Source organism: Arthrobacter sp. Ld5 (assembly GCF_051172775.1).
In the GTDB taxonomy this organism is placed as follows: domain Bacteria; phylum Actinomycetota; class Actinomycetes; order Actinomycetales; family Micrococcaceae; genus Arthrobacter_D.
The window spans coordinates 101861-126636 of the sequence record NZ_JBPKBO010000005.1 but is presented as its reverse complement, the minus strand read 5'-3'; the positions used below and the strand labels follow the sequence as shown (position 1 = coordinate 126636).

The window sequence follows — 24776 nt, the reverse complement described above, 5'->3', positions numbered from 1 at the left end:
CCCGCCGTCCAGTGCGGCGGCGACCGTTCACCGCACCCACCCGCACGCTCGGCGACGAGTGCCCGCGTCCGGCTGGTGCGGCCCCCGGCCGTCCAGCAGAGTGATGGGAGTCACACCGACGTGCCTTCCTGCGCCGCGACGGTGCCGCCCTCGCGGCTGGAGTGACTCCCGAGAATGAAGGAGGAACCATGGGCTCGCACCCAGGAGAGCCGGCCGCCGGCTCCGGTCCTGCCGTCGACTTCACCGAAGTCCAGCAGACCGAGCAGTTCAGGGAACTGCGCAAGCGCCACCGCAGTTTCGTCTTCCCCATGGCAGTGTTCTTCCTGCTCTGGTACTTCGCCTACGTGCTGCTGGCCGACTACGCGCACGAGTTCATGGCCACGCCGGTGATCGGCAACATCAACATCGGCATCGTCCTCGGGCTGCTGCAGTTCGTCAGCACCTTCGCGATCACCATGTGGTACGTCAGCTACGCCAACCGGCGTCTCGACCCGATCGCCGCGAACCTCCGGCACGAGCTGGAGGCGGCGGCCCCCGAAGTGTTCATCGACCCGTCAGGCGGAAAGAAATGATCCCTCCCGTGAGTGCGGGCGTCCACGTACCGCTCCAGGCCACCGAGACGACGACGGTCGGCTCGCCGCTGCTCAACATCACCATCTTCGGGCTCTTCGTCGCGATCACCCTCGTGATCGTGCTCCGCGCGAGCCGGAACAACAAGACCGCGGCCGACTACTACGCCGCCGGCCGCTCGTTCACCGGCGGCCAGAACGGCACCGCCATCGCGGGGGACTACCTCTCGGCGGCGTCGTTCCTCGGCATCGTCGGCGCGATCGCCATCAACGGCTACGACGGCTTCCTGTACTCCATCGGATTCCTCGTCGCGTGGCTCGTGGCACTGCTGCTCGTCGCGGAACTCCTGCGCAACACCGGCAAGTTCACCATGGCGGACGTGCTGTCCTTCCGCCTGAAGCAGCGTCCAGTCCGCATCGCGGCGGCCATCACCACGCTGGCGGTCTGCTTCTTCTACCTCCTCGCGCAGATGGCCGGCGCCGGCGGGCTCGTCTCGCTCCTGCTCGGCATCGACGACCGCCTCGGCCAGTCCCTGGTCATCACCGTGGTCGGCGTGCTCATGATCATGTACGTGCTCATCGGCGGGATGACGGGCACCACCTGGGTGCAGATCATCAAGGCCTGCCTGCTCATCGCGGGCGCGTTCATCATGACCGTCTGGGTGCTGGCCCTGCACAACTTCAACCTGTCCACGCTGCTCGGCGCGGCGATCGAGACCTCCGGCAACGCGGCGATCACGAGCCCCGGCCTGCAGTACGGCCTGAGCGCCATCACGCGGCTCGACTTCCTCTCGCTGGCCCTCGCGCTCGTGCTCGGCACCGCGGCCCTGCCGCACGTGCTCATGCGCTTCTACACCGTCCCGACGGCCAAGGAGGCCCGCCGGTCCGTGGTCTGGGCCATCTGGCTCATCGGCGCCTTCTACCTGTTCACGCTCGTGCTCGGCTACGGTGCCAGCGCGCTGATCGGGTCGGAGCGCATCCTGGGCGCCCCGGGCGGCGTGAACTCGGCCGCCCCGCTGCTCGCCTACGAGCTCGGTGGGTCCATCCTCCTCGGGCTGATCTCCGCCGTCGCCTTCGCCACGATCCTCGCGGTCGTCGCGGGCCTGACCATCACGGCCGCGGCCTCCTTCGCCCACGACATCTACGCCAGCGTGATCCGCAAGGGCAGGGTCAACCCCGACGGCGAGGTCAAGGTGGCACGCCGCACCGTCGTCGTGATCGGCCTGCTCTCCATCCTCGGCGGCATCGGCGCGCAGGGGCAGAACGTGGCGTTCCTCGTGGCGCTCGCCTTCGCCGTGGCGGCCAGCGCCAACCTGCCGACCATCCTCTACTCGCTGTTCTGGCGGAAGTTCAACACCCAGGGCGCGGTGTGGAGCATGTACGGCGGACTCGGCTCGGCGATCCTGCTGATCGCGCTCTCGCCCGTGGTCTCCGGCGGCGAGAAGTCGATGATCCAGGGCGCCGACTTCGCGGTGTTCCCGCTCAGCAACCCGGGCATCGTCTCGATCCCGCTGGCGTTCTTCCTCGGCTGGTTGGGCACCACGCTCTCCAGGACCGCGGAGGACCCCATGAAGCAGGCGGAGATGGAGGTGCGCTCGCTGACCGGTGTCGGTGCAGAGAAGGCCACCGACCACTGATCCGACGACCCGCGATCGAGGCCGCCCCACCGCACGGTGGGGCGGCCTCGTCCGTTCCGGGCGGGGACCCGTCCGTCCCGGGACGGAGGTCAGGACGCCGGGCGTGGCCCGCGGGCCAGCAGCGGCTCGACCCGGAACGGGACGAGCTCGCCCATGGCCAGGGAGGTGTCGCAGCGTTCCACGCCGTCGACGCCGAGGATCTTGCCGTTGATCCGGAAGAGGTCCTCGGCGTCGACGGCGACCACGCGGACCAGGATGTCGGCCTGCCCGCTCAGGCCGAAGGCCTCGATGACCTCGGGCACCGCGGCGATGCTGCGGGTGATGGCCGCGAGCTTCTGCTGCTGCACATGGACGTGGATGAACGCGGTCAGGGGGTACCCGAGGGCCGCTGTGCTGATGCGCCGTTCGAAGGAGAGGAAGACCCCCTTCTTCTCGAGCTGCGCCATCCTCGCCTGGACCGTGTTCCGGGAGAGGCCGAGCTTCTGGGCGAGGGCGACGACGGTGCGTCGCGGGTCCTTCGCCAGGGCTTGGAGCAGGCGGGTGTCGGTGAGGTCGAGGGGGTGCATAGTGCGCAACGCTAACACGGCTGTCGCCCCCCGGACAGGGCACTTTGCTCAGTCGACGGCGATACAGTTGTGCCGCCTGTCCGGTGTGAGTAGGGTCACAACCACTCCGGGCAACGGCGCCCGGAGCCCTTCCGGCCAGGCGGATCGCCGGCGGAGGGACCCCCTGCGAATGCGAAGGTTGCGTGCAATGGCTCAGGACGGCACCCGGCCGGGACCGGGATCCACCGGCGGGATCGACGACGCCGCACCCGCGACCGGAACGGTGCTCCCAAGCCCCGCCCGCGCCGGAGCGGACGACCTCGTGCAGCTCGTCGACGCCTCCGGCGTCCGCCACCCGCACGCGCACTACGACGGTCTCGTGGCCGACGTCGACGGCCCGGCGCTGCAGAAGCTCTACGAGGACATGGTGGTGGTGCGGCGCATCGACGCCGAGGCCACCGCGCTCCAGCGGCAGGGCGAACTCGCCCTCTGGCCGCCGCTGCTGGGCCAGGAAGCTGCGCAGATCGGATCCGGCCGCGCCCTGCGGTCCGACGACTTCGTGTTCTCCAGCTACCGCGAGAACGCCGTCGCCTACTGCCGTGGCGTGGACCTCTCGGACATCCTGCGGGTCTGGCGGGGCAATGCGTCCTCGGGCTGGGACCCCTACACGGTCAACATGGCCACCCCGCAGGTGATCATCGGGGCGCAGACCCTCCATGCCACCGGGTACGCGATGGGCATCATCAACGACGGCGCCGATGCCGTGGCCGTCGCCTACTTCGGCGACGGCGCCACGAGCCAGGGCGACGTCAACGAGGCCATGGTCTTCGCCGCCAGTTACCAGGCGCCCGTCGTCTTCTTCTGCCAGAACAACCACTGGGCCATCTCCGAGCCCGTGGGGCTGCAGGCCCACGTGCCCATCGCCCGTCGGGCGCCGGGCTTCGGCATCCCGTCGGTGCGCGTGGACGGCAACGACGTCCTCGCCTGCCTCGCCGTGACCCGGGAGGCCCTGGCGCGGGCCCGCTCCGGCGGCGGTCCCACGTTCATCGAGGCCGTCACGTACCGCATGGGCCCGCACACCACGGCGGACGATCCCACCCGCTACCGGGACGCCAACGAGCTCGAGGACTGGGTGGCACGCGACCCGCTGGCCCGCCTGGCCACCCTGCTCGACTCCCTCGGCCTGCTGGAGGCCGACTACACGGATTCCGTGAAGGCCACGGCCGACGCCGTGGCCGCCGCACTGCGGGAGGGCTGCCTGTCGATGCCCGAACCCGCGCCGTCGGACGTGTTCAAGCACGTGTACAGCACGCCGAACTCCTGGCTCGACCGCCAGCAGGACCACTACGAGCGTTACCTCGCCTCCTTCGCGCAGGCACCCCAGGAAGGACCCCGCTGATGTCCACCATGACCTTCGGCCGCGCAATCACCGCCGGTCTGCGCCGCGCCATGGACGACGACCCCAGGGTCATCCTCATGGGCGAGGACATCGGCAAGCTCGGGGGCGTCTTCCGCATCACGGACGGACTGCAGAAGGACTTCGGCCCGCACCGCGTCATGGACAGCCCGCTCGCCGAGGCCGGCATCATGGGCACGGCCGTCGGCATGGCCTACCGCGGCTACCGGCCGGTCGTCGAGATCCAGTTCGACGGCTTCATCTATCCGGCGTTCGACCAGATCGTGTGCCAGGTGGCCAAGCTGCACTATCGCACGCAGGGCGCCGTGAAGATGCCGATCACCATCCGCGTACCCTTCGGCGGCGGTATCGGGTCGCCGGAGCACCACTCCGAGTCCCCGGAGGCCTACTTCACGCACACCTCCGGGCTGCGCGTGGTCAGCGTCTCCAACCCGCAGGACGCGTACACGATGATCCAGCAGGCCATCGCCTGCGACGATCCCGTCCTCTACTTCGAGCCCAAGCGGCGCTACCACGTCAAGGGGGAGGTGGAGGAGGGCGTGGATCCGGCGTCGTCGGACATGGGGGCCGCGCGCGTGGTGACCGAGGGTTCCGACGTCACGCTCGTGACCTACGGACCGCTGGTGCCGACCGCGCGCGACGCCGCCGTCGCGGCGTCCGACGACGGCATCTCCATCGAGGTGATCGACCTGCGCTCGCTCGCCCCCATCGACTTCGCCACGGTCGAGGCGTCGGTGCGGAAGACGGGCCGGCTGGTCGTGACACACGAGGCGGCGCAGTCCGGCGGCCTCGGCGCCGAGATCGCCGCGAGCATCACGGAGCGCTGTTTCGACCACCTGGAGCACGCGCCGGTGCGCGTCACGGGCTTCGACATCCCGTACCCCTACTCGAAACTCGAGTTCCACCACCTTCCGGACCTCGACCGCATCCTCGACGGAGTGGACCGCGCCCTGCGCCGCCCGAACTCCCTCAGCGGCCTCGAGACCGAGGGGGCTGCCCAGTGACCGCGCCCACCAGGCCTGCGACCACCGTCCGGGAATTCCGCCTGCCCGACCTCGGGGAGGGGCTGACGGAATCGGAGATCGTCCAGTGGCACGTCGCCGAGGGTGACACCGTCGTACTCAACCAGATCATCGCCGACGTCGAGACCGCGAAGGCCGTCGTCGAGCTGCCCTCGCCCTATGCGGGCGTGGTGGTACGCCTGCACGAGGCCGCGGGGACCGTCGTCGACGTCGGGGCGCCGATCGTCTCGTTCGAGGTCACCGACTCCTCCGCGCCCGACGCCGCTGTCCCGGCCCCGCCGTCGGCACACCACGGGCCGGCGACCGAGCATCCCGCCGCCGAGGAGCCGGCGCCCGCGCGGCGCGAGCCGAACCTGGTGGGCTACGGCGCCGCGGTCGAGAAGGGCGGACGCCCGCAGCGGCGCAGCCGCACCCTCGCGGTGGCAGCCGCACCGCAGTCCGCCGCACCGCAGCCCTCCGCCGCACCGCAGCCCTCCGCCGCACCGCAGCCCTCCGCCGCACCGCAGTCCGCCACGTCGCAGCCCTCCGGCGCACCGCAGTCCGTCGCGCCGGCACAGCACCGCGAACGGCCGCGATCGACGCCGCCCGTGCGCAAGCTGGCACGGGACCTCGGCATCACCCTCGACAACCTGACGGGCACCGGTCCCGGGGCGCTCATCACGCGCGCCGACGTGCTGGCCGCGCTCGCCGGAGCGCCGATGCCCGCTGCCGCGGCAGCGGTCCCGTCGGCCCGGCCGGACCCCCTGCCGCCGGCGGTCCGCTCCGGTGCGGGGGAGACGCGCACCCCGATCCGCGGCGTCCGCAAGCACACGGCCGCCGCCATGGTGGCCAGTGCCTTCACCGCCCCGCACGCGACCGAGTTCCTGACCATCGACGTCACCCCGACCATGGAGCTGCTCGCGGAGCTGAAGGCGGGTCGCGCCTTCGAGGGCACCCGGGTGACGCCGCTGGCCATCGTGGCGAAGGCGGTGTGCATCGCGATCGCGCGCACTCCGAGCATCAACTCGTCCTGGGACGAGCCGGCGCAGGAGATCGTGCAGTACGCGGACGTGAATCTGGGGATCGCGGCGGCCACGCCGCGGGGCCTCCTCGTGCCGAACATCAAGGCCGCGCAGGCACTGACGCTGAAGGAACTCGCGCAGGCGCTGGGCGCACTGACCGAGACCGCCCGGGCGGGCAGGACGCCTCCGGCCCACCTCACGGGCGGCACGGTCTCCATCACCAACATCGGGGTCTTCGGCATCGACGCCGGCACGCCGATCCTGAACCCGGGGGAGGCGGCGATCCTCGCGATGGGCGCCGTCCGCAGCATGCCCTGGGAGTACCGGGGGGAGATCGCCCTGCGGTCCGTGATGACGCTCAGCCTGTCCTTCGACCACCGCCTGGTGGACGGCGAGCAGGGGTCGCGCTTCCTGGCGGACGTCGGCACCATCCTCCGGAACCCGGCGATGGTCCTGACGATGGTCTGAGGTGCGGGACCGTCCGCGGCGGCGTCAGGAGTAGAGGGCGCCGTAGCCGTCGGAGCGCCCGAGGTAGGGCTCCCACAGGATCCGGTCCGGGTCGGTGCCGCCGATCATGGCGGCGAGGCGGTCGAGGTAGTAGTCCCAGCCCGGTCCCACGCTTGAGGCCATGGCCACGCCGACCGGCCCGGCCGGGACGGCCTGGGTGAACTCCAGCACCGTCGACCCGCCGGCGTCGGTGAGCTGCAGGGTGTGCTGCCAGGCGACGCGCGGACCCGATCCGTCGGCCGAGAAGGGGGCGGCGTCCCGGCTGCGCACTCCGAGGCGGTGCGGCGCCTCGCACACCTCCACGAGGTAGACCTCCTCCGGCGCGTCGTCGCCCTCGGCGGTCATCCGGAAGACGACCTCGCCGGAGGCCGGGTCCCCGGTCCACGTGCCGATCCAGCCCTGCATCCGCTCCGGGTCGGTGCAGGCGGCCCAGACCTCGCCGATCGGGGCGGCGAACGAGCGGGTGAAGACGAGCTGTCCCGTTCCGTCGCGCGTCTCGCGGCGGCCCAGCGGGGTGGTGTCCATACGGTGTCCTCCCGACGAATGCTCCGGCTCTGCGGTTCAGGGATGCTACGTTCCTGCGGTGGGGAACCGCTAGGGCAGTTCGAGGATGAGCTCCCGGACCACGGCGCCGCGGGCCGGGGCGAAGCCCTGCGTCTCGCCGACCTGCCGGAACCCCCAGCGTTCGAGGATGCGGATGGAGTTCACGTTGTCGGCGACCGCGCGGGCGCGGATGGGCCGCTGCGTCACCTCGTCGAGGAACTGGCCGACGGCGGCGGTGGTGATGCCCTGCCCCCAGCGGGACCGGTCGATCCAGTAGCTGATCTCGGGCGTCTCGTCGTCGCGGTAGGCGAGGATGCTGCCCACGACCTCGCCGTCGGAGAGGATGGTCCGCACCGTGATCCGGCTGTCGTTGAGGATGTCCTGCCAGTGGTGGTCGAACACCCCGCGGTCGGACGGGTTCTTGGCCCCGAAGGCGGCCATGTGGTTGGCGCTCGGGTCCAGCTGGTGCGAGAAGAACTCGTCGAGGTCGGTGGCTTCAACGGGACGGAGCGTGATCACGGCGGTACCTTCAATCGGTGGACTGGCCGGGCGGTCGGCGCGGCGGGGGCTTCTCGTGGTTCAGCGTACTAGGCGCGCCGGCCGGCGGGCCGGACCGGGCGCCCGCCTCACACCGTCAGGGCCGCCCACGCCATCTGCTCCAGGAGGTCCCGGAACACGGCGAGGTCGCGCGCGGAACTGGGACGGTGGGTGGTGTGCGGGGTCGAGTTGATCAGTCCGAACACGGCGTGCACCTTGCGCCGCAGCAGCGACGGGTCGGTGTCCGGCCGATAGGCGGCGAACTCGTCCACCCAGACCTGGACGTAGTGGCGCTGCAGGGACCGCACGGCGCGCTGGTCGTCGGTCGCCAGTGCGCCGAGGTCGCGGTCCTGGACGCGGATGACGTCGGCATGGCTCACGGCGAACTCCACCTGGAACGCGATGAGGCCCTTCAGGGCCTCCTCCGGGGACCCCGCCGCGGCGGCGACCTCCCGTCCGCCGTCGAGCAGGTCCTCGCTGACCCCCGTGAGCAGGGCGGAGAGCACGGCGGGCTTGCCGGCGAAGTGCCGGTAGACGGCGGGGCCGCTCACGCCGGCCGCGGCGCCGAGATCCTCGATGGACACACCGTTGTAGCCCCGCTCCGCGAACAGCTGGGCGGCGGCCGCCAGCAGCGCGGCACGCCGCGTGGCCTTGGCGATGCTCCGGCCGGTCACGCGCTCCTGGATGGGCGATGCCTCCATGCGGGGTCCTCGTCGTCTGGGGGTGGTCCTGCCCGGGAAAGAACAGTTCCCTCATTCTGATGGACTTCCCGGTTAATGACCACTAACCTGAAACGAGTTAGCGCGTGCTAACTGAACAGTGCTCGAGGAAGTAGTCGATGGAGACCCTGACGTCGAAGGTGGACCCGCTCTCACCGGCGTTCACCGCGAACCACGCCGCCCAGACCGCGCTGGTGGAGGACCTCCGCGCACGCCTCGCCACCGCCGCCCTCGGCGGGCCCGAACGGTCGCGGGAACGGCACGTCGCACGCGGCAAGCTCCTGCCGCGCGAGCGCATCGACCAGCTCCTCGACGACGGCAGCCCCTTCCTCGAGATCGCCCCGCTGGCGGCCAACGGCATGTACGACGACGAGTGCCCCGGCGCCGGCGTGATCGCCGGGATCGGCCTGGTGCACGGGCGCCACGTCCTCGTGATCTCGAACGACGCCACCGTCAAGGGAGGCACCTACTACCCCATGACCGTGAAGAAGCACCTCCGCGCGCAGGAGATCGCCCTCGAGAACAACCTGCCGTGCGTCTACCTCGTGGACTCCGGGGGAGCGTTCCTTCCCCGCCAGGACGACGTGTTCCCGGACCGCAACCACTTCGGGCGCATCTTCTACAACCAGGCCACCATGTCGGCGCGCAAGATCCCGCAGATCGCCGCGGTGCTGGGCAGCTGCACCGCCGGCGGCGCCTACGTCCCCGCCATGAGCGACGAGACCGTCATCGTCCGGAACCAGGGCACCATCTTCCTGGGCGGACCGCCGCTCGTGAAGGCCGCGATCGGCGAGGTGGTGACCGCGGAGGAGCTCGGCGGCGGCGAGGTGCACTCCCGGATCTCCGGCGTCACGGACCACCTGGCCGACAACGACCAGCACGCCCTCGAGATCGTCCGCGACATCATCGCCACCCTGCCGCCCGCCACGACCGCGCCGGAGGTGCAGGTCCCCGGGCCCGCCGTCGCGGAGGACGAGCTCTACGGGGCCGTGCCGACGGACGTCAACGCCTCCTACGACGCCCGCGAGATCATCGCGCGCATCGTCGACGGGTCGCTCTTCCACGAGTTCAAGCGCGAATACGGCACCACGCTCGTCACCGGCTTCGCCACCATCCACGGCCACCGCGTGGGCATCGTCGCCAACAACGGCGTCCTCTTCGGCGAGTCGGCGCTCAAGGGCGCCCACTTCATCGAACTCTGCGACCAGCGCGGCGTGCCCCTGGTCTTCCTGCAGAACCTCTCGGGCTTCATGGTCGGCAAGGACTACGAGGCCGGCGGCATCGCGAAGAACGGCGCGAAGATGGTCACCGCGGTCGCCACCGCGCGGGTGCCGAAGCTGACCGTCGTCGTCGGCGGCTCCTTCGGCGCCGGCAACTACTCGATGTGCGGCAGGGCCTTCTCGCCGCGGTTCCTGTGGATGTGGCCCGCGAGTCGCATCTCCGTCATGGGCGGCAACCAGGCGTCGTCCGTGCTCGCCACGGTCCGCCGCGACCAGCTCGAGGCCCGCGGTGAGGAGTGGGCGCTCGAGGACGAGGAAGCGTTCCGCGCCCCCATCCGCGACCAGTACGAGGCGCAGGGCAACCCCTACTACTCGACGGCGCGGCTCTGGGACGACGGCGTGATCGATCCGGCCGACACCCGGACCGTCCTCGGCCTCGCCCTCGACGTCTGCGCCAACGCGCCCCTGCCCGATACCTCCTTCGGCCTCTTCCGGATGTGACCAGATGACTCCCAGCCCGACCCCGCGCCCGACGACCGGCCCCACCCCGACGGCCGACTGGCCCTTCGACACCGTCCTCGTGGCCAACCGCGGGGAGATCGCCAGCCGCGTCATCCGCTCCGTCCGCGCCCTCGGCCTGCGCTCGGTCGCCGTGTACAGCGATGCCGACGCCGGCGCCCGGCACGTCCTCGACGCCGACGTCGCCGTCCGGATCGGTGCCGCGGCGCCGTCGGAGAGCTACCTCTCCATCCCCGCCGTCGTCGACGCCTGCCGTCGCACCGGGGCGGGTGCGGTGCACCCCGGGTACGGGTTCCTCAGCGAGAACGCGGCCTTCGCCGACGCACTGCAGGAGGCGGGGATCGTCTTCATCGGCCCGAGCGTCCACTCCCTCGACGTCATGGGGGACAAGATCCGGTCCAAGAACCACGTGGCCGGCTTCGGGGTGCCCGTGGTCCCGGGCATCGCCGAGCCGGGCCTGACCGACGAGGACCTCGTGCGTGCGGCCGCCGACGTCGGCTTCCCCCTGCTCATCAAGCCCTCCGCGGGCGGCGGCGGCAAGGGGATGCACGCCGTGCACCGCGCGGAGGACCTGCCCGGGGTCCTGGCGACCGCCCGCCGCGTCGCCGCCCGCGCCTTCGGCGACGACACCCTGTTCCTCGAGCGCCTCATCGAGCGGCCCCGCCACATCGAGGTGCAGGTCCTCGCCGACACCCACGGCACCGTGATCCACCTCGGCGAGCGCGAGTGCTCGCTGCAGCGCCGGCACCAGAAGGTGATCGAGGAGGCCCCGTCGGCCCTGCTCGACGAGGCCACGCGCCGGCGCATCGGGGAGGCCGCGTGCAACGCCGCCCGCAGCGTTGATTACACGGGCGCCGGGACGGTCGAGTTCCTCGTCTCCGATGCCGCGCCGGACGAGTTCTTCTTCATGGAGATGAACACGCGCCTGCAGGTCGAGCACCCGGTCACGGAGCTCGTCACCGGCGTGGACCTCGTGGAATGGCAGATCCGCGTCGCCGCGGGGGAGCAGCTGCCGCTCGCCCAGGACGACGTCGTCCTCACCGGCCACGCGGTCGAGGCCCGCGTGTACGCCGAGAACCCGGAGGCGGGCTTCCTGCCGTCCACCGGCAGCATTCTGGCGCTCGCCGAACCGGCGGGCGACGGCATCCGCGTGGACAGCTCGCTGCTGCCCGGCGGGACCGTCTCGTCGTCGTACGATCCCATGCTCGCCAAGGTGATCGCGTGGGGGACCGACCGCGCCCAGGCGCTCGACCGCCTCGACGCCGCGCTCGCCGGCACCGTGGTGCTCGGCGTGGACACCAACCTCGAGTACCTGCGCCTGCTGATCGGGGACGACGACGTCCGGGCCGGGCGCCTCGACACCACCCTGATCGAGCGGAAGCTCCCCGGGCTCGCCTTCCGGACCGTCACCGCGCAGGACCTGGCGCTCGCCGCCGTCCTCCTCGTCCAGGCGGAGGCCCCGCACGGGCTGACCGGCCGGTCCCCCTGGAGCCGCGGGGACGGCTTCCGTCTCGGCCCGGCGCGACCGCGCACCGTCCCGCTCGAGTACGACGGCGGGACGGCGACCGTCTCCCTGCTGCGCGACGGCGCGGGATGGACGGCGACGGTCGACGGCGTCGCGGTGGCCGTCACGGTCGAGCCGGGGGTGCCGGGCGCGACCCTCGACGGACTCCGGTCGCACCACCCGTACGCGGTCGACGGGGACACCGTCTGGATCGGTGACGCCGGCTGGTCCTCGCGGATCCGCCGGCCCGGGCGCCGCGAACTCGTCGACGCCGCCCGCTCCCGCATCCTGCGGGAGGAGGGTGCCGCCGACCCCCTGGTCCGCACCCCGATGCCCGGGACGGTCGTGTCCGTCGCCGTCGTCGACGGCGCCCTGGTCGAGGCCGGCGACGTCCTCGTCGCGGTCGAGGCCATGAAGATGGAACACCAGCTCACCGCCGGCCTGTCCGGCGTCGTCCGCCTGTCCCTCAAGCCCGGGGACCTCGTGAAGGCCCAGCAGATCGTCGCGACCATCGAGGCCGCGACCTCAACCTCCAGCACCGCATCCGGTTCCACGGAAGGGAACGCAGCATGAACTTCGAACTGAGCGAGGAATACCAGAGCCTCGTGGACACCGTCCGCGAGTTCGCCGACGAGGTGGTGGCCCCGGTCTCCGCCAAGCACGACGCCGAGCACAGCTTCCCGTACGAGGTCGTCAAGCAGATGGGCGACATGGGTCTGTTCGGGCTCCCGTTCCCCGAGGAGTACGGGGGCATGGGCGGCGACTACTTCGCCCTGTGCCTGGCCCTCGAGCAGCTGGCCCGCGTGGACCAGTCGGTCGCCATCACGCTCGAGGCCGGTGTCTCCCTCGGCGCCATGCCCGTCTACCGGTTCGGCACCGAGGAGCAGAAGCAGCAGTGGCTCCCGTCCCTCGCCTCGGGCTCCGCCCTGGGCGGGTTCGGGCTCACGGAGTCCGAGGCCGGGTCGGACGCCTCCGGCACCAAGACCACCGCGAAGCTCGAGGACGGGGCGGACGGCCCCGAGTGGGTGGTCAACGGGACCAAGGAGTTCATCACCAACTCCGGCACCGACATCACCTCCCTCGTGACCGTCACCGCCGTGACCGGCACCTCCGAGCGGCCCGACGGCACGGTGAAGAAGGAGATCTCCACCATTCTCGTGCCCACGGACACGCCCGGGTTCACGGCGGAGAAGGCCTACAATAAGGTGGGCTGGAACGCCTCCGACACACACCCGCTCACGCTGAAGGACGTCCGCGTCCCCGAGGCGAACCTGCTCGGTACCCGCGGCCGCGGCTACGCCAACTTTCTGCAGATCCTCGACGAGGGCCGCATCGCCATCGCGGCGCTCGCCACCGGCGCAGCCCAGGGCTGCGTGGAGCAGTCCATCCGGTACGCCGGGGAGCGCCGGGCGTTCGGCAACACCATCGGCGCCTACCAGTCCATCCAGTTCAAGATCGCCCGCATGCAGGTCCGCGCCCACACCGCGCGCCTCGCCTACTACGACGCCGCCTCCCGCATGCTCGCCGGCAAGCCGTTCAAGACGCAGGCGTCGATCGCGAAGCTCGTGGCCGGCGAGGCCGCCATGGACAACGCCCGCGACGCGACACAGATCTTCGGCGGCTACGGGTTCATCAACGAGTTCGTCGTGTCCAGGCACTACCGTGATTCGAAGATCCTCGAGATCGGCGAGGGGACCACGGAGGTCCAGCTCATGCTCATCGCGAGGGAACTCGGCCTCTAGGACCATCCGGCCGTAGCCCCATCCAGCAGGCAGCGGCGACACGAAGGAGAAGCAGTGATCAACAAGGTGGTTGGCAGCGCGGCGGAGGCCGTGGCGGACATTCCCGACGGCGCATCGCTCGCGGTCGGCGGGTTCGGCCTCTGCGGCATCCCGGCGACCCTGATCGACGCCCTGCACGCCCAGGGGACCGCGGAGCTCGAGACGGTGAGCAACAACTGCGGGGTGGACGACTGGGGACTCGGCATCCTGCTGGCCGACCACCGCATCCGCCGGACCATCAGCTCCTACGTGGGGGAGAACAAGGAGTTCGCCCGCCAGTACCTCGCCGGCGAGCTCGAGGTGGAGCTCACGCCGCAGGGCACCCTCGCCGAGAAGCTGCGCGCCGGGGGTGCGGGCATCCCGGCGTTCTACACGACCGCGGGCGTCGGTACCCAGGTCAGCGAGGGCGGCCTGCCGCAGCGCTACGACGCTTCAGGCAACGTCGCGGTCGCCTCGAAGCCCAAGGAGGTGCGGTCCTTCGACGGCGTCGACTACGTGCTCGAGGAGTCCGTGCGCCCGGACTACGCGCTCGTGCACGCCTGGAAGGGGGACCGCCACGGCAACCTCGTCTTCCACGCGACCGCCATGAACTTCAACCCGCTGTGCGCCCAGGCCGGCCGCATCACCATCGCGGAGGTCGAGGAACTCGTGGAACCCGGGGAGCTCGACCCCGGGCAGGTCCACACACCCGGCATCTTCGTCCAGCGCGTCGTCGTCGCCCCGAATCCCGAGAAGCGCGTCGAGAAGCGGACCGTCTCGCTGGCCGCACCCGCCTCGTCCTCCGCCTCCGAAGGAGCCTGACCATGGCACTGACACGCAACGAACTCGCCGCCCGGGTGGCCCAGGAGCTCGAGAACGGCCAGTACGTCAACCTGGGCATCGGCATGCCCACCCTGATCCCCAACTACATCCCCGACGGCGTCGAGGTGGTGCTGCACTCGGAGAACGGCATCCTGGGCGTCGGTCCGTACCCGGCGGAGGACGCCGTCGACCCCGACCTCATCAACGCCGGGAAGGAGACCGTGACCGCCAACGCGGGGGCCGCGTTCTTCGACTCGGCGTCCTCCTTCGGCATGATCCGCGGGGGGCACGTCGACGTCGCGGTGCTCGGGGCCATGGAGGTGGCGCGGAACGGCGACCTCGCGAACTGGATGGTGCCCGGCAAGATGGTCAAGGGCATGGGCGGCGCCATGGACCTCGTGTTCGGGGCCAAGCGCGTGATCGTCATGATGGAGCACGTGGACCGTGCCGGGCGGCCGAAGATCGTGGAGTCCTGCTCCCTCCCGCTCACCGGCAAGGGCTGCGTGGACCGGATCATCACGGACCTCGCGGTCATCGACGTCGAACCCGACGGCCTCGTGCTGCGCGAGACGGCCCCCGGCGTCAGCGCCGACGACGTCGTCGCGGCGACCGGTGCACCGCTGCGCCTGGAGCTCGGGGGAGACGCGGCGTGAGCGAATCCTCGTCCGATCGCACGGTGATCGAGCAGCGCGGCCGCTACGTCGACGAGCTCGAGGTCGGGGCCGTGTACGCGCACCGGCCGGGCCGCACGCTCACCGAGGCGGACAACGTCCTGTTCACCACGCTCACCATGAACACGCAGGCGCTGCACCTGGACGCGGCGTGGTCGGCGGGCCAGCCGTTCGGGCAGCGCCTCGTGAACTCGATGCTGACCCTGGCGACGCTCGTGGGGCAGTCCGTCTCCCAGCTGACGCAGGGCACCATCGTGGCCCAGCTCGGCCTCACCGACGTCGCGTTCCCGAAGCCGCTCTTCCACGGCGACACCCTGTACACGGAGACCGAGATCACCGGTGTGCGCCCGTCGTCGTCCCGGCCCGGGCAGGGCATCGTCTCGATGGCCCACACCGGACGCAACCAGCACGGCGACATCGTGGCGACCGCTACCCGCAGCGTCCTCATGTGGTTCTCGACGGCGCGTCAGGACGCGCAGGGATGAGCGGCATCGGCATCGGACCCGCGCTGCTGTTCTGCCCCGCGGACCGTCCTGAACGGTATGCCAAGGCAGCAGACCGCTCCGACACCGTGATCCTCGACCTCGAGGACGCCGTCGCGCCGGCGGCGAAGGAGGCGGCGCGGGAGGCGCTCGCCGCGTCCACGCTCGATCCGGAGCACACCGTGGTGCGCGTCAACCCGGTGGGGACACCCGACTTCGCCCTCGACGTCGCCGCCGTCCGCCGTACGTCCTACCGCACCGTCATGCTCGCCAAGACGGAGACGCCCGACGACGTCGCCGCCGTCCGGGCGGCCCTCGGAGACGTCGAGATCATCGCGCTCTGCGAGACCGCGCGCGGCGTCGTGAACGCCGTGGAGATCGCCCGCGCCGACGGGGTCGCCGCGCTGATGTGGGGTGCCGAGGACCTCGTGGCCTCGCTCGGCGGCACCTCGAGCCGGCGGGCCGACGGCGCATACCGTGCGGTGGCCCTCCAGGCGCGCTCGCAGGTGCTGCTCGCCGCCGGTGCCGCCGACCGGCTCGCCGTCGACGCCGTGTACGTGGACATCGCCGACCTCGACGGCCTCGCGGCGGAGGCCGACGACGCCGTCGCCTCGGGATTCGCGGCGAAGGCCTGTATCCATCCCGGCCAGGTCGCGCCGGTCCGGGCAGCCTTTGCGCCCGCCGAGGCCGACGTCGAGTGGGCGCGTGCGCTCCTTGCGGCGGCCGAGACCGAGCGCGGGGTCTTCACCTTCGAGGGGCGCATGGTGGACGAGCCGATCCTCCGGCATGCCCGCAGTGTCCTGGGGCGGGCGTCGGGGAGCTGAAGATCCCGCTTCGACTCCCAAGCGCTATAGAAAGCGGAGTCCAGCGCGCGACGGATGGCCGGTAATCGGGATGAGGAGCAGCTGGTGATGGAAGTGAAGCGGTCCGACGAATGGCACGCGACTGCCCTGACCGCCGAGCAGGCAGCGGAGCGTCTTGGCATGACGGGCAAGGCATTGCGCTCCTGGTTGCGAGCTCACCGCCCCGACGGCGCGGTTCAGGTGCCCCCGCAGAAGAACGGAAGTTGGTACCTCGGCGAAGAACTCGTGACCGCGCTCGAAGCCGGCAACCGGGTATCCAAGCAGACGCCCAACGCCCGAACCGCTACGCCTCCAGATGCAGCGCCTCTGCAACCGAGCACTCGCCCTCCCCAGCCGGACCAGAGTGTGATCAGCGAGCCAAACACGACTGAAACCGTGGAGGCGCCTGCAGGCTCAGGAGACCGGGCGCTCGAGTGGTCGGCGTGGGTACCCTTCGGGGACGTCATGGCAGTCGCCCCACGAAGCCCCGGCGTGTACATGATGCGCCTTGCTGCTGATCCCGAGCGCGGACCGGTGTACATCGGCATGGCGGGGGAGCGGAAGGGCAATGGGGTACGAGGACGCCTCGCGATCTACTTCAGCGGTCAGGGAGCCGCCTCAGGGCTCGGCGGGCACGCGTTCGATCGTGCGCTCGCTGACCCGGTCTGGGTGGAGGAACGACTCCGCGAGGCACGCGAGGGGCGCTCTGAGCGAGCGAAGAAGGCAGCGCGATCGGCTATCGACCACCTCGGATTGGAAGTGCGCTGGACGCTCGTTTCATCGCGCGCAGAGGCACTTCTGCTTGAATCGCAGTTGATCGGCCAGTACAGGGATCAATTGTGGAACTGGTGACATCTGGGACGTGACGATCTCAGCCCTCCTCGACGCGCTGCTCATCCTTCACGGCCTCGCGGAACGCTCGAACTCCGTTCGAGAGTCTGTCCTTCGATAACTTCGCGCGGTCCAGAGCCCCATCGCCGAAGCTACGGGCGGCGCCGACGCCGTCCACTCCAGTCTCGACGACCCTGTCCTTCACATCGACGACGGCTTCCATCCACCGCTTAGCAGCCAGAGGTTGTCGGTCTCCTTCTATGCCGAGCCGCTCGTGGAAGTCTCCGACTCCCGCAGCAAGTTGATTGCTGGTGTGGATCACGGCACGGGATGAAGCAGGGTGGAGGAGCACTTTCGAATTGGCCCACCCCGCGGCAGCGTCTATGCGATTCAGGAGTCGTTGGGTGCTGCGCGCGATGAGGTTCAAGCGGTTCTGACGGGCAGCCTGCAGCGCAACGCGATGCCGGTCCAGCTCGCTGGGAGATGCCTCCAGCACTCGGTCGAGTTCCAGCACAGCGATTGCATCCTGTAGCTGGAAGCAACGAGCCAGCACGGCGAGCCATTCGTGGATGGTCGCTTCGGCGTCTCTCGACGCCTTGGCAAGGTCTCCGACCTTGGCCTTTCGGTCCATCTTCTCCGCGAGGGCGTCGAGTTGTCTCAAGGCGTATCCCTGGGTGCGGGCAATTGTTGCCGAACTTGCCTGAACCTTCGACCATGTCGTCTCGGAGACCAGACCCACCTGCTCCCGGATGGTCATCGCCTCCTCGATGATGAAGTCCACGCCGATCACGTCCGCCAGCACCGTATCCTTCTGGGCGCGGAGCAGGTCGTCGACTTTTTCATCGATGGTGGCGAGGTAGTCGGTAATGTCATCCATGGTCTGTTGCATGGCTGCCTGCGTCATGATTCCGGCCACTCCGGACAACAGGGCCGGACTGGTCATGAGGGATCCCGGCCCCTTCGCGAATTGGACGATGCCCTTGATCCCGCTGGTCTCTCCCTTCGCTACGACGACACCCATGCTGAGACCCGTCTCCGAGTTCTTCATGAGGCCGTACTTCTTGACCAGCTGCGCGGATTCCTCGGTCAATTTCACCCATCGCCCCGAGTTGGCTGAGACCTCCGAGCCGGCCTGCGCAACCGCAGCCGCGCCGAAAGCGGTCGATTTGAGCTGTCGTATGCCCAGTTCCCTCGACGAGAACCCCTCTCCGACGAGAAACCGTTCGACGGTCGATGCATCCCCGATGATCGCGAGTCCGTCGTCATCGCTGATCAGCTGAATGTTGTCGTCCATTGCTGCGTCCCCCAAAGGCATGGAATGACCCCGAAAGAGTCCGGGGCTCGAAAGGATCCTATCCGGATCATGACCTCACGATGAGGCAGATGCCCCGTGCAACTCAGATGCCGTCGTGGCTCACACCGATGCCGGGGACGCGTCACGCGGGCGGACAGCTGGCACAGACATTCTCGCCTCGACAACTCTCGCGGCTTCATCCGCCGGAACAAGTTCGTTGAACTTCAGCGGGCGCAGGCTCGCGAGGTCGACCCTCGTATGCGCCTTCTCGAGTGCCGGGCTGAGAGTCTCTCTTGCTGGAGTGCGTCTCGCACCGCGCTGGTGTCGCATGCCCTGCGCAGGTTGATGAGCCGATCGCCGGGCGCGCGAATCCCATCCCGCCGCTCCTTGCCATACGAGTGGCTGTGGTAGCACTCGTAGGGTGCTGTGGCACCGCACCAACCTGTCCGCGCCGAGGTGATCGGACGGGACTGCGCTCGCCGGATGTGCTGTGGCGACGCCGCCCGCGCGACTATCAGAAGGGTGGGCTTTGCGCCGCGGGCATTCGCTTAGTAAGCATCGCCGTCTCGAGCTCGCGCAGGACGTGCACTGTCGCTGATGAGTCCGCGTCCGCGGGCGGTGGTTCGGGCGGCGTCGAATAGGTCCGGTCACCCGGCGACCGCCAGCTCAGTCCACCACCCGGATCCGGGCTCGGGGTCCAGTCCGTCCGGTGCTTCAGCATGTGGTGCCGCCTGCAGACGGGGTAGAGATTGGTCGCACCCGTGGAACCGTCCTCGGCCCAGGCCAGCAGGTGGTCGAGATCGCAGCGACTCGCCGGGCGGGAACAGCCGTAGAAGCTGCACGTCTTCTCCCGGAGCTGGACCCAGGTCCGCAGGTCCTCGCTCGGACGGTACCGGGTCCGGTCCAGGCCGAGCACCGCCCCCGTGTACGGATGCGTGAGCAGGCGCAGCCACGAGGTGGCGTCCGCGGCCAGTCGACGGGCTGCGTCGGCAGGGATGGGACCGTAGCCCTCCAGCTCGGCCGGCTCGTCGGTGAGCCCCATCAGCGAGAAGACCGGGACGGTCACCACGATCTTCGCCGCTACGGAGCGCGCACCCGAGGCGAAGGGCACGCCGGTGCCGCCCCGGCCCGCGCCCGTGAGCCCGCCGCCGAGCAGCATGTCGGCCAGGACGTCGGCCCGCAGTTGCGGCAGCGTCCGCGGATCGTCACCGCTCCGCAGGGAACGGGCCAGTGCGTCCACCGACGTGTGGACGGCGAGTGCCTGCTCCGCCGGCAGATAGGCGCTCAGCCACGCCATCCCGTCGTGGTCGGGCTCGAAGACGACGCACCGGTCGGACGCTGCCCGGACCCGGCGGGCTGTCACCGTCTCGGGGTGGAGTCTCTCCCGCAGCCGACGGCACCGTGCCGTGAGCCTCGGACGGTTCAGGCTTCCCGCCATCGTCAGGATCTCCGCTTCGAAGGCGGGCACCGCCTCGTCCGGGAGGGTCCGGGACTGCTCCACGACGACCGACGCCCGCCCCGGGCAGATCTCGCCCTTCTCCAGAGCGGCCAGTGTGTTCGTGAGCGGACCGGTCAGGGCCAGGGACTCCGAGACGAGGCGGGCGGCGGAGCCTTCGGACTGCTTGAGCAGCGCTGCGGTCTCGGCGACGGTTTCAGTGAACGCAAGCGAGGAGGACGGCCCCGACCAGGAGCGGTGGTCCGGATCGCTGAACGTGTGGACCCGGGCGACCAGTCGGGCCCGCTGCGCGGCGGCCCAGGACGCCAGCCGGTCGGCGGCCCGCAGCAGGTCGAGGGTGGCCGGGAGACTGGAAGGATCGACAGCGCCGGACCCGGCACTCTCCAGCCGGCCGACCAGCCCGTACGGCGATGCATCCTCGACGCGCGCCCGGGCATGCTCGTCGACCCCGTCGTCGTCGAACTCCCCGTCCGACCCGAGGATCTCCTCGAATGCCTGCGCAGGCCAGCCCCAGGTCGCCTCGCTGTAGGCGTCCTCGAGGGTCAGCAGCGCCGGTCCGTTCATGGTCTTATTCCATCATCCGGCACTGACAGAACAGGCGGCCGGAGAAGGCCGGGAACGGCTCATCTCGTCGGTCGGGAACCGCCGCCCGGCGCATCAGCACCGTCGGTCTGCGGGATACTGGGGCCATGGATTTCAGCAACCCCACCCGCGGGCACCGGCGCGTCACCATCCTCGGCTCCACGGGCTCGATCGGCACCCAGGCACTCGAGGTGATCGCCGCCGCCCCGGACCGCTTCAGCGTGGCCGGCCTGACCGCCGGCGGGCGGAACCTCGACCTCCTCGCCCGCCAGGCCGTCGCCGTCCGCGCCCCCGCCGTCGGTGTCGCGTCCGGCACCGAGGCCGAGCTCGAGAAGGCCATCGGAGAAGCCGCCGACGACGCCGGCGTCACCGGCTACGCCCCCCACCTGTTCGCCGGCGACCGCGCGGCGGCCGACGTCGCCGCCTGGCCGGACGCCGACGTCGTGCTCAACGGGATCACCGGGTCGATCGGTCTCGAGCCCACCCTCGCCGCCCTCGGCGCCGGGCACCTGTTGGCGCTCGCCAACAAGGAGTCGCTGATCGCCGGGGGGGCCCTCGTGCGTGCGGCGGCGGTCCCCGGGCAACTCGTCCCGGTCGATTCCGAGCACTCGGCGATCGCGCAGGCGCTCCGCGGGGGGACGGTGGACGAGGTGGACCGCCTCGTCCTCACGGCGTCGGGCGGCCCGTTCCGCGGCATGACCCGCGCGCAGCTGCAGCACGTGACCCCGGCCCAGGCCCTCGCCCATCCGACATGGGACATGGGCCGCGTCATCAGCACCAACTCGGCGTCCATGGTCAACAAGGCCCTCGAGGTGGTGGAGGCGCACCTGCTCTTCGACATCCCGCTCGAGCGGATCGACGTCGTCGTGCACCCGCAGTCCATGATCCACTCGATGGTCCAGTTCGTGGACGGGTCCACCCTGGCGCAGGCATCCCCGCCCGACATGCGCCTCCCGATCGCCCTCGGCATCGGCTGGCCCTTCCGGGTGCCCGGCGCGGCGAGGGCGTGCGACTGGAGCCGCCCCGAGGAATGGACCTTCGAACCGCTCGACGACGATGCCTTCCCCGCCATCGCGCTCGCCAAGCGGGCCGCGGCCGAGGGCGGCACTCGCATGGCCGTCTACAACGCCGCGAACGAGGAGGCCGTCGAGGCCTTTCACAGCGGGGTCCTAGGTTTCACGGGCATCGTGGACACCGTCGCCGCGGTCGTCGAGGAGCAGCGCGCCCAGGACACGGGCGCCGCCGCCGGCGACCTCACCCTCGACGCCGTGCTCGCGGCCGAGCGCTGGGCACGCCGGAGTGCCCGTGTCCGTTGTGGGCTCGGGGAGGCGCCCCTGCCGGAGCGTGCGGGGGATGTGCACGACCAGAAGGAAACACTGTGACCGTTCTGCTGTTCATCGCCGGAGTGCTGTTCGTCGTCGTCGGGATCGCCGCGTCGATCGCGCTGCACGAGGTGGGCCACCTGGTGCCCGCGAAGCTCTTCCGCGTCCGCGTCACCCAGTACATGGTCGGCTTCGGCCCCACCGTCTGGTCCAGGCGGCGCGGCGAGACCGAGTACGGGCTCAAGGCGATCCCCGCCGGGGGCTATGTCGCCATGGTGGGCATGTTCCCGCCCGCGACGACGGAGGCCGGCGCCGTCCGCCAGTCCAGCACGGGCGTCTTCCAGCAACTGTCCGACGACGCCCGCCGCGCCGCAGCGGAGCAGCTGCAGCCCGGCGACGAGGACCGCGTGTTCTACAAGCTGCCCATCTGGAAGCGCATCATCATCATGCTCGGCGGTCCGCTGATGAACCTGATCATCGGGACCGTCCTCTTCGCGGTGCTCATCATGGGCTTCGGCACCGCCCAGGCCACCACCACCGTCTCCGAGGTGTACCGCTGCGTCGTCCCCGCCAGCCAGCAGGCGGCCACGGGCCAGACCGACTGCGGACCCGACGACCCCGCCGCACCCGCCTTCCAGGCAGGGCTGGAGCCCGGCGACCGCGTGGTCGCCTTCGACGGCCGGGAGGTCACCGACTGGGACGAGCTGTCCGGCTGGATCCGGGACGCCGCAGGGCGCGAGGTCGCCATCTCCTACGTCCGTGACGGCGAGACCATCGACTCCACCATCACGCCCCTGCTGACGGAACGGCCCGTCGCGGCGGAGGACGGGACCGCGGCGGTCGACGACGGCACGGAGATCACGCAGGAGGTCGGCTTCATCGGAGTCGGCTCCACCCAGGAACTCGTGCCCCAGCCGGCCACCGAGGTGCTCCCCGCCGTCGGTGATTCCCTCGCGAGCGTGGCCGGCGTGGTGCTGAACCTGCCGCAGCGCGTGATCGAGGTGGGCCAGGCGGCGTTCTCGGACGCACCGCGCGACCCCGAGGGGCCCATCAGCGTGGTCGGGGTCGGCCGGATCGCCGGGGAGATCTCCGCGATGGAGGAGATCCCCGTCGCCTCCCGCGCCGCGACCCTCGTGGGACTCGTCGCGGGCGTGAATCTCGCCCTGTTCGTCTTCAACCTCATCCCGCTCCTGCCGCTCGACGGCGGGCACGTCGCCGGGGCGCTGTGGGAGGGGCTCCGCCGCGGGATCGCGCGCCTGTTCGGGCGCCCCGATCCGGGACCGTTCGACATGGCGAAGCTGCTGCCGCTCACCTACGCCGTCGCGATCCTCCTGCTGGGCATGGGCGTCCTGCTGATCTACGCCGACATCGTGAAGCCGGTCGATCTCTTCGGCTGATCGGTTGTAAATCGAAATTCAACCCCATACGGTTGAAAGATGTTCGTTCTCACGATCGACCAGGCCGCCAGCCGAACCTCCCCGGACCGCATCCCGGAACTGCTGGACCTCCTGCGGCCCATCCGTGCCGTCCTTCCCTGGGAGCGCTCGGTGGGGGACGAGGCGCAGGGCGTCCTCGCCGACCCGGCCGACGCCGTCGACGCCGTCCTGCTCTGCCTCCGCGCGGGCGGCTGGTACGTGGGGATCGGCGTCGGCGGAGTCGAGGAGCCCTTCCCCGACTCGCCGCGGGAAGGCCGGGGGCCCGCGTTCGTCGCCGCGCGGAAGGCCGTCGACCGGGCGAAGAAGACCGGTGACCGCGCGCCGCTGGCCGTCGAGGGGCCGGAGGGCCGCGCCGATGTCGCGGCGGAGGCCGAAGGGGTGCTCGCGCTGCTCGGCCGGCACGTCCTGGGACGCTCCGAGGCGGAGTGGCGCATCCTCGACCGCCTGCAGCCCGGCGAGCGCGGCACCCAGACCGCCGTCGCGCGGAGCCTCGGCATCAGCCCGCAGGCGGTGAGCAAGGCGGCCGCCCGGGCGGCCTGGCACGAGGAGCCCGCCGTCCGGAACGCCGCGGCGCGCCTCCTGGCCTGGACCGACCGGCAGGAATGAACCCCCGGGAAGGACCGCCGGGACGCGGATCCGCCGGTCACCGCGGATCCCCCGCGCCTGCACCACTTCCGGGGGTGGCATGCGGTAGACAGGGTGGACGGCGGTGAGCGGCACGGTCGACGACGGTTCGGGAGGTATCGGTGGAGGCTCTGTGGATCGCGGTGGCGCTCGTCGCCGCGGGCGGCCTGGGGTATCCCGTCACCATGCTCGTGCTGCGCCTGGCGCGATCGGTGGACACCGCGGAGCGGCGCAGGGAGCTCCCGGAGCCGGCGGACCAGCCGCAGCTCGAGATGCCGGAGCCCCCGGCCCGCCCGCCCCAGACGCCGATCGACGCACTGCCGCCCGGGGTGCTCCGCGGCGGGCTGGTCATCGGCGTGCTCGAGCGCCTCGCCGTGACCGTCGCCATCCTGGGCGGCCAGCCCGTCGCCATCGCCTACGTCGTGGCGGTCAAGGCCCTCGGGCGCTACGCCGAGCTGAAGGAGACCCCCGCCGCGGCGGAGCGCTTCATCATCGGCACGCTGACCTCCCTGCTGTGGGCCGCCGGTGTCGCGACCGTCGTCAAGGCCTACCTGCTGGGAGTCACGTAGGGTGACATCCATGAGTATCTTCGCCGTCGAGTACGTCTACAATCCCGATCACGACCACCTCCGCGCCGAGCACCGGCCGGCGCACCGCGAGTGGCTCGAAGCTCTCGTCGGCGACGGCCGTGTCCTCGCCTCCGGCCCCTTCGCAGACGGCACCGGCGCGCTCCTGCTCTTCGCCTCCCCGACCGAGGCCGACCTCAACCAGCTCGTGAGCGAGGACCCGTTCGCGCAGGCCGGGGCGATCTCCGCCGTAAAGACCACCGCGTGGAACCCCGTGATCGGGGCCTTCCGCAACCTCGTGTGACCTGCGTCCCGGCGGGGCGCCCCGGCGCCACGGCGGGTGGATAA

The 24776-nt window shown here is 70.7% G+C and carries 24 protein-coding genes; 18 read left to right on the top strand and 6 right to left on the bottom strand.

Translation table 11 applies throughout. The features are described from left to right. Positions 1-188: 188 nt before the first annotated feature. Both ACSGDB_RS03140 and ACSGDB_RS03135 read left to right on the top strand, forming a co-directional pair. On the top strand, positions 189-572 hold the full coding sequence (locus tag ACSGDB_RS03140; protein ID WP_434992772.1) for a DUF485 domain-containing protein: 384 nt from the start codon (positions 189-191) through the stop codon (positions 570-572). Beyond that, positions 569-2206 carry a solute symporter family protein gene (locus ACSGDB_RS03135; RefSeq protein ID WP_434992771.1) on the top strand — a complete coding sequence of 546 codons (1638 nt, stop codon included), beginning with the start codon at positions 569-571 and terminating at the stop codon, positions 2204-2206. Before ACSGDB_RS03140 ends, ACSGDB_RS03135 begins: the two co-directional genes overlap by 4 nt. 89 nt (positions 2207-2295) lie before the next feature. Here the strand turns inward: ACSGDB_RS03135 and ACSGDB_RS03130 are convergent, their stop codons facing one another. Beyond that, positions 2296-2772: an Lrp/AsnC family transcriptional regulator gene (locus tag ACSGDB_RS03130; RefSeq protein WP_434992770.1), complete on the bottom strand. Its 477-nt coding sequence runs from the start codon at positions 2770-2772 to the stop codon at positions 2296-2298. Between the two features lie 187 nt (positions 2773-2959). Between ACSGDB_RS03130 and pdhA the strand changes: the two genes are divergently transcribed. The 3 genes from pdhA to ACSGDB_RS03115 are packed head-to-tail and all read left to right on the top strand — an operon-like array spanning position 2960 to position 6659. Next, positions 2960-4150, top strand: coding sequence for a pyruvate dehydrogenase (acetyl-transferring) E1 component subunit alpha (gene pdhA / locus ACSGDB_RS03125; protein ID WP_434992769.1), 1191 nt, complete (start codon positions 2960-2962; stop codon positions 4148-4150). Next, positions 4150-5172 carry an alpha-ketoacid dehydrogenase subunit beta gene (locus ACSGDB_RS03120; RefSeq protein WP_434992768.1) on the top strand — a complete coding sequence of 341 codons (1023 nt, stop codon included), beginning with the start codon at positions 4150-4152 and terminating at the stop codon, positions 5170-5172. Before pdhA ends, ACSGDB_RS03120 begins: the two co-directional genes overlap by 1 nt. Next, a complete protein-coding gene (locus ACSGDB_RS03115; protein ID WP_434992767.1) occupies positions 5169-6659 on the top strand; it encodes a dihydrolipoamide acetyltransferase family protein in 1491 nt (496 codons plus the stop codon). The genes ACSGDB_RS03120 and ACSGDB_RS03115 overlap by 4 nt, the downstream gene beginning before the upstream one ends. Positions 6660-6683: 24 nt before the next feature. Here the strand turns inward: ACSGDB_RS03115 and ACSGDB_RS03110 are convergent, their stop codons facing one another. The 3 genes from ACSGDB_RS03110 to ACSGDB_RS03100 all read right to left on the bottom strand — a co-directional run bounded on the left by ACSGDB_RS03110 (position 6684) and on the right by ACSGDB_RS03100 (position 8479). Beyond that, the gene (locus tag ACSGDB_RS03110; protein WP_434992766.1) at positions 6684-7223 is read right to left on the bottom strand and encodes an SRPBCC domain-containing protein; all 540 of its coding nucleotides are present in this window, start codon (positions 7221-7223) and stop codon (positions 6684-6686) included. Positions 7224-7292: 69 nt separating this feature from the next. After that, positions 7293-7760 (bottom strand): GNAT family N-acetyltransferase, encoded by a 468-nt coding sequence (locus ACSGDB_RS03105; RefSeq protein ID WP_434992765.1) that lies wholly within the window; start codon positions 7758-7760, stop codon positions 7293-7295. A 107-nt stretch (positions 7761-7867) separates the two neighbouring features. Next, positions 7868-8479 carry a TetR/AcrR family transcriptional regulator gene (locus ACSGDB_RS03100; RefSeq protein ID WP_434992764.1) on the bottom strand — a complete coding sequence of 204 codons (612 nt, stop codon included), beginning with the start codon at positions 8477-8479 and terminating at the stop codon, positions 7868-7870. A gap of 137 nt (positions 8480-8616) precedes the next feature. On the opposite strand from ACSGDB_RS03100, the gene ACSGDB_RS03095 reads away from it, so the two are divergent. The 8 genes from ACSGDB_RS03095 (at position 8617) to ACSGDB_RS03060 (ending at position 17169) form a co-directional block, all read left to right on the top strand. Continuing rightward, positions 8617-10218: a carboxyl transferase domain-containing protein gene (locus tag ACSGDB_RS03095; protein WP_434992763.1), complete on the top strand. Its 1602-nt coding sequence runs from the start codon at positions 8617-8619 to the stop codon at positions 10216-10218. Positions 10219-10222: 4 nt separating this feature from the next. Further along, complete coding sequence (locus ACSGDB_RS03090; RefSeq protein ID WP_434992762.1) at positions 10223-12313, top strand: acetyl/propionyl/methylcrotonyl-CoA carboxylase subunit alpha; 2091 nt, start codon at positions 10223-10225, stop codon at positions 12311-12313. After that, positions 12310-13482: an acyl-CoA dehydrogenase family protein gene (locus tag ACSGDB_RS03085; protein ID WP_434992761.1), complete on the top strand. Its 1173-nt coding sequence runs from the start codon at positions 12310-12312 to the stop codon at positions 13480-13482. The genes ACSGDB_RS03090 and ACSGDB_RS03085 overlap by 4 nt, the downstream gene beginning before the upstream one ends. Positions 13483-13536: 54 nt before the next feature. Further along, complete coding sequence (locus tag ACSGDB_RS03080; RefSeq protein ID WP_434992759.1) at positions 13537-14322, top strand: CoA transferase subunit A; 786 nt, start codon at positions 13537-13539, stop codon at positions 14320-14322. A gap of 2 nt (positions 14323-14324) precedes the next feature. Beyond that, positions 14325-14975 (top strand): CoA transferase subunit B, encoded by a 651-nt coding sequence (locus ACSGDB_RS03075; RefSeq protein WP_434992756.1) that lies wholly within the window; start codon positions 14325-14327, stop codon positions 14973-14975. Beyond that, on the top strand, positions 14972-15478 hold the full coding sequence (locus ACSGDB_RS03070) for a MaoC family dehydratase (RefSeq protein ID WP_434992754.1): 507 nt from the start codon (positions 14972-14974) through the stop codon (positions 15476-15478). Before ACSGDB_RS03075 ends, ACSGDB_RS03070 begins: the two co-directional genes overlap by 4 nt. Further along, on the top strand, positions 15475-16299 hold the full coding sequence (locus ACSGDB_RS03065) for an HpcH/HpaI aldolase/citrate lyase family protein (RefSeq protein WP_434992753.1): 825 nt from the start codon (positions 15475-15477) through the stop codon (positions 16297-16299). Before ACSGDB_RS03070 ends, ACSGDB_RS03065 begins: the two co-directional genes overlap by 4 nt. Before the next feature lie 84 nt (positions 16300-16383). Then, complete coding sequence (locus tag ACSGDB_RS03060; RefSeq protein WP_434992752.1) at positions 16384-17169, top strand: hypothetical protein; 786 nt, start codon at positions 16384-16386, stop codon at positions 17167-17169. Positions 17170-17188: 19 nt separating this feature from the next. Here ACSGDB_RS03060 and ACSGDB_RS03055 read toward each other — a convergent pair whose 3' ends face one another. Both ACSGDB_RS03055 and ACSGDB_RS03050 read right to left on the bottom strand, forming a co-directional pair. Further along, entirely contained in the window at positions 17189-18442 is a 1254-nt protein-coding gene (locus tag ACSGDB_RS03055) for a hypothetical protein (protein WP_434992750.1), read from the bottom strand. Positions 18443-18956: 514 nt separating this feature from the next. Beyond that, positions 18957-20462 (bottom strand): DUF222 domain-containing protein, encoded by a 1506-nt coding sequence (locus ACSGDB_RS03050; RefSeq protein ID WP_434992748.1) that lies wholly within the window; start codon positions 20460-20462, stop codon positions 18957-18959. A 125-nt stretch (positions 20463-20587) separates the two neighbouring features. Here ACSGDB_RS03050 and dxr point away from each other — a divergent pair, with 125 nt between their 5' ends. From dxr to ACSGDB_RS03025, 5 genes are all read left to right on the top strand, one after another. Continuing rightward, positions 20588-21862, top strand: a complete 1275-nt coding sequence (gene dxr / locus ACSGDB_RS03045; RefSeq protein WP_434992746.1) for a 1-deoxy-D-xylulose-5-phosphate reductoisomerase — start codon at positions 20588-20590, stop codon at positions 21860-21862. Next, positions 21859-23199, top strand: coding sequence for a M50 family metallopeptidase (locus ACSGDB_RS03040; RefSeq protein WP_434992745.1), 1341 nt, complete (start codon positions 21859-21861; stop codon positions 23197-23199). The genes dxr and ACSGDB_RS03040 overlap by 4 nt, the downstream gene beginning before the upstream one ends. Positions 23200-23238: 39 nt before the next feature. Further along, the gene (locus tag ACSGDB_RS03035) at positions 23239-23844 is read left to right on the top strand and encodes a MarR family transcriptional regulator (protein WP_434992744.1); all 606 of its coding nucleotides are present in this window, start codon (positions 23239-23241) and stop codon (positions 23842-23844) included. A gap of 140 nt (positions 23845-23984) precedes the next feature. Next, on the top strand, positions 23985-24431 hold the full coding sequence (locus ACSGDB_RS03030; protein ID WP_434992743.1) for a hypothetical protein: 447 nt from the start codon (positions 23985-23987) through the stop codon (positions 24429-24431). A 10-nt stretch (positions 24432-24441) separates the two neighbouring features. Continuing rightward, complete coding sequence (locus ACSGDB_RS03025) at positions 24442-24732, top strand: YciI family protein (RefSeq protein ID WP_434992741.1); 291 nt, start codon at positions 24442-24444, stop codon at positions 24730-24732. The last annotated feature ends 44 nt before the right edge of the window (positions 24733-24776 follow it).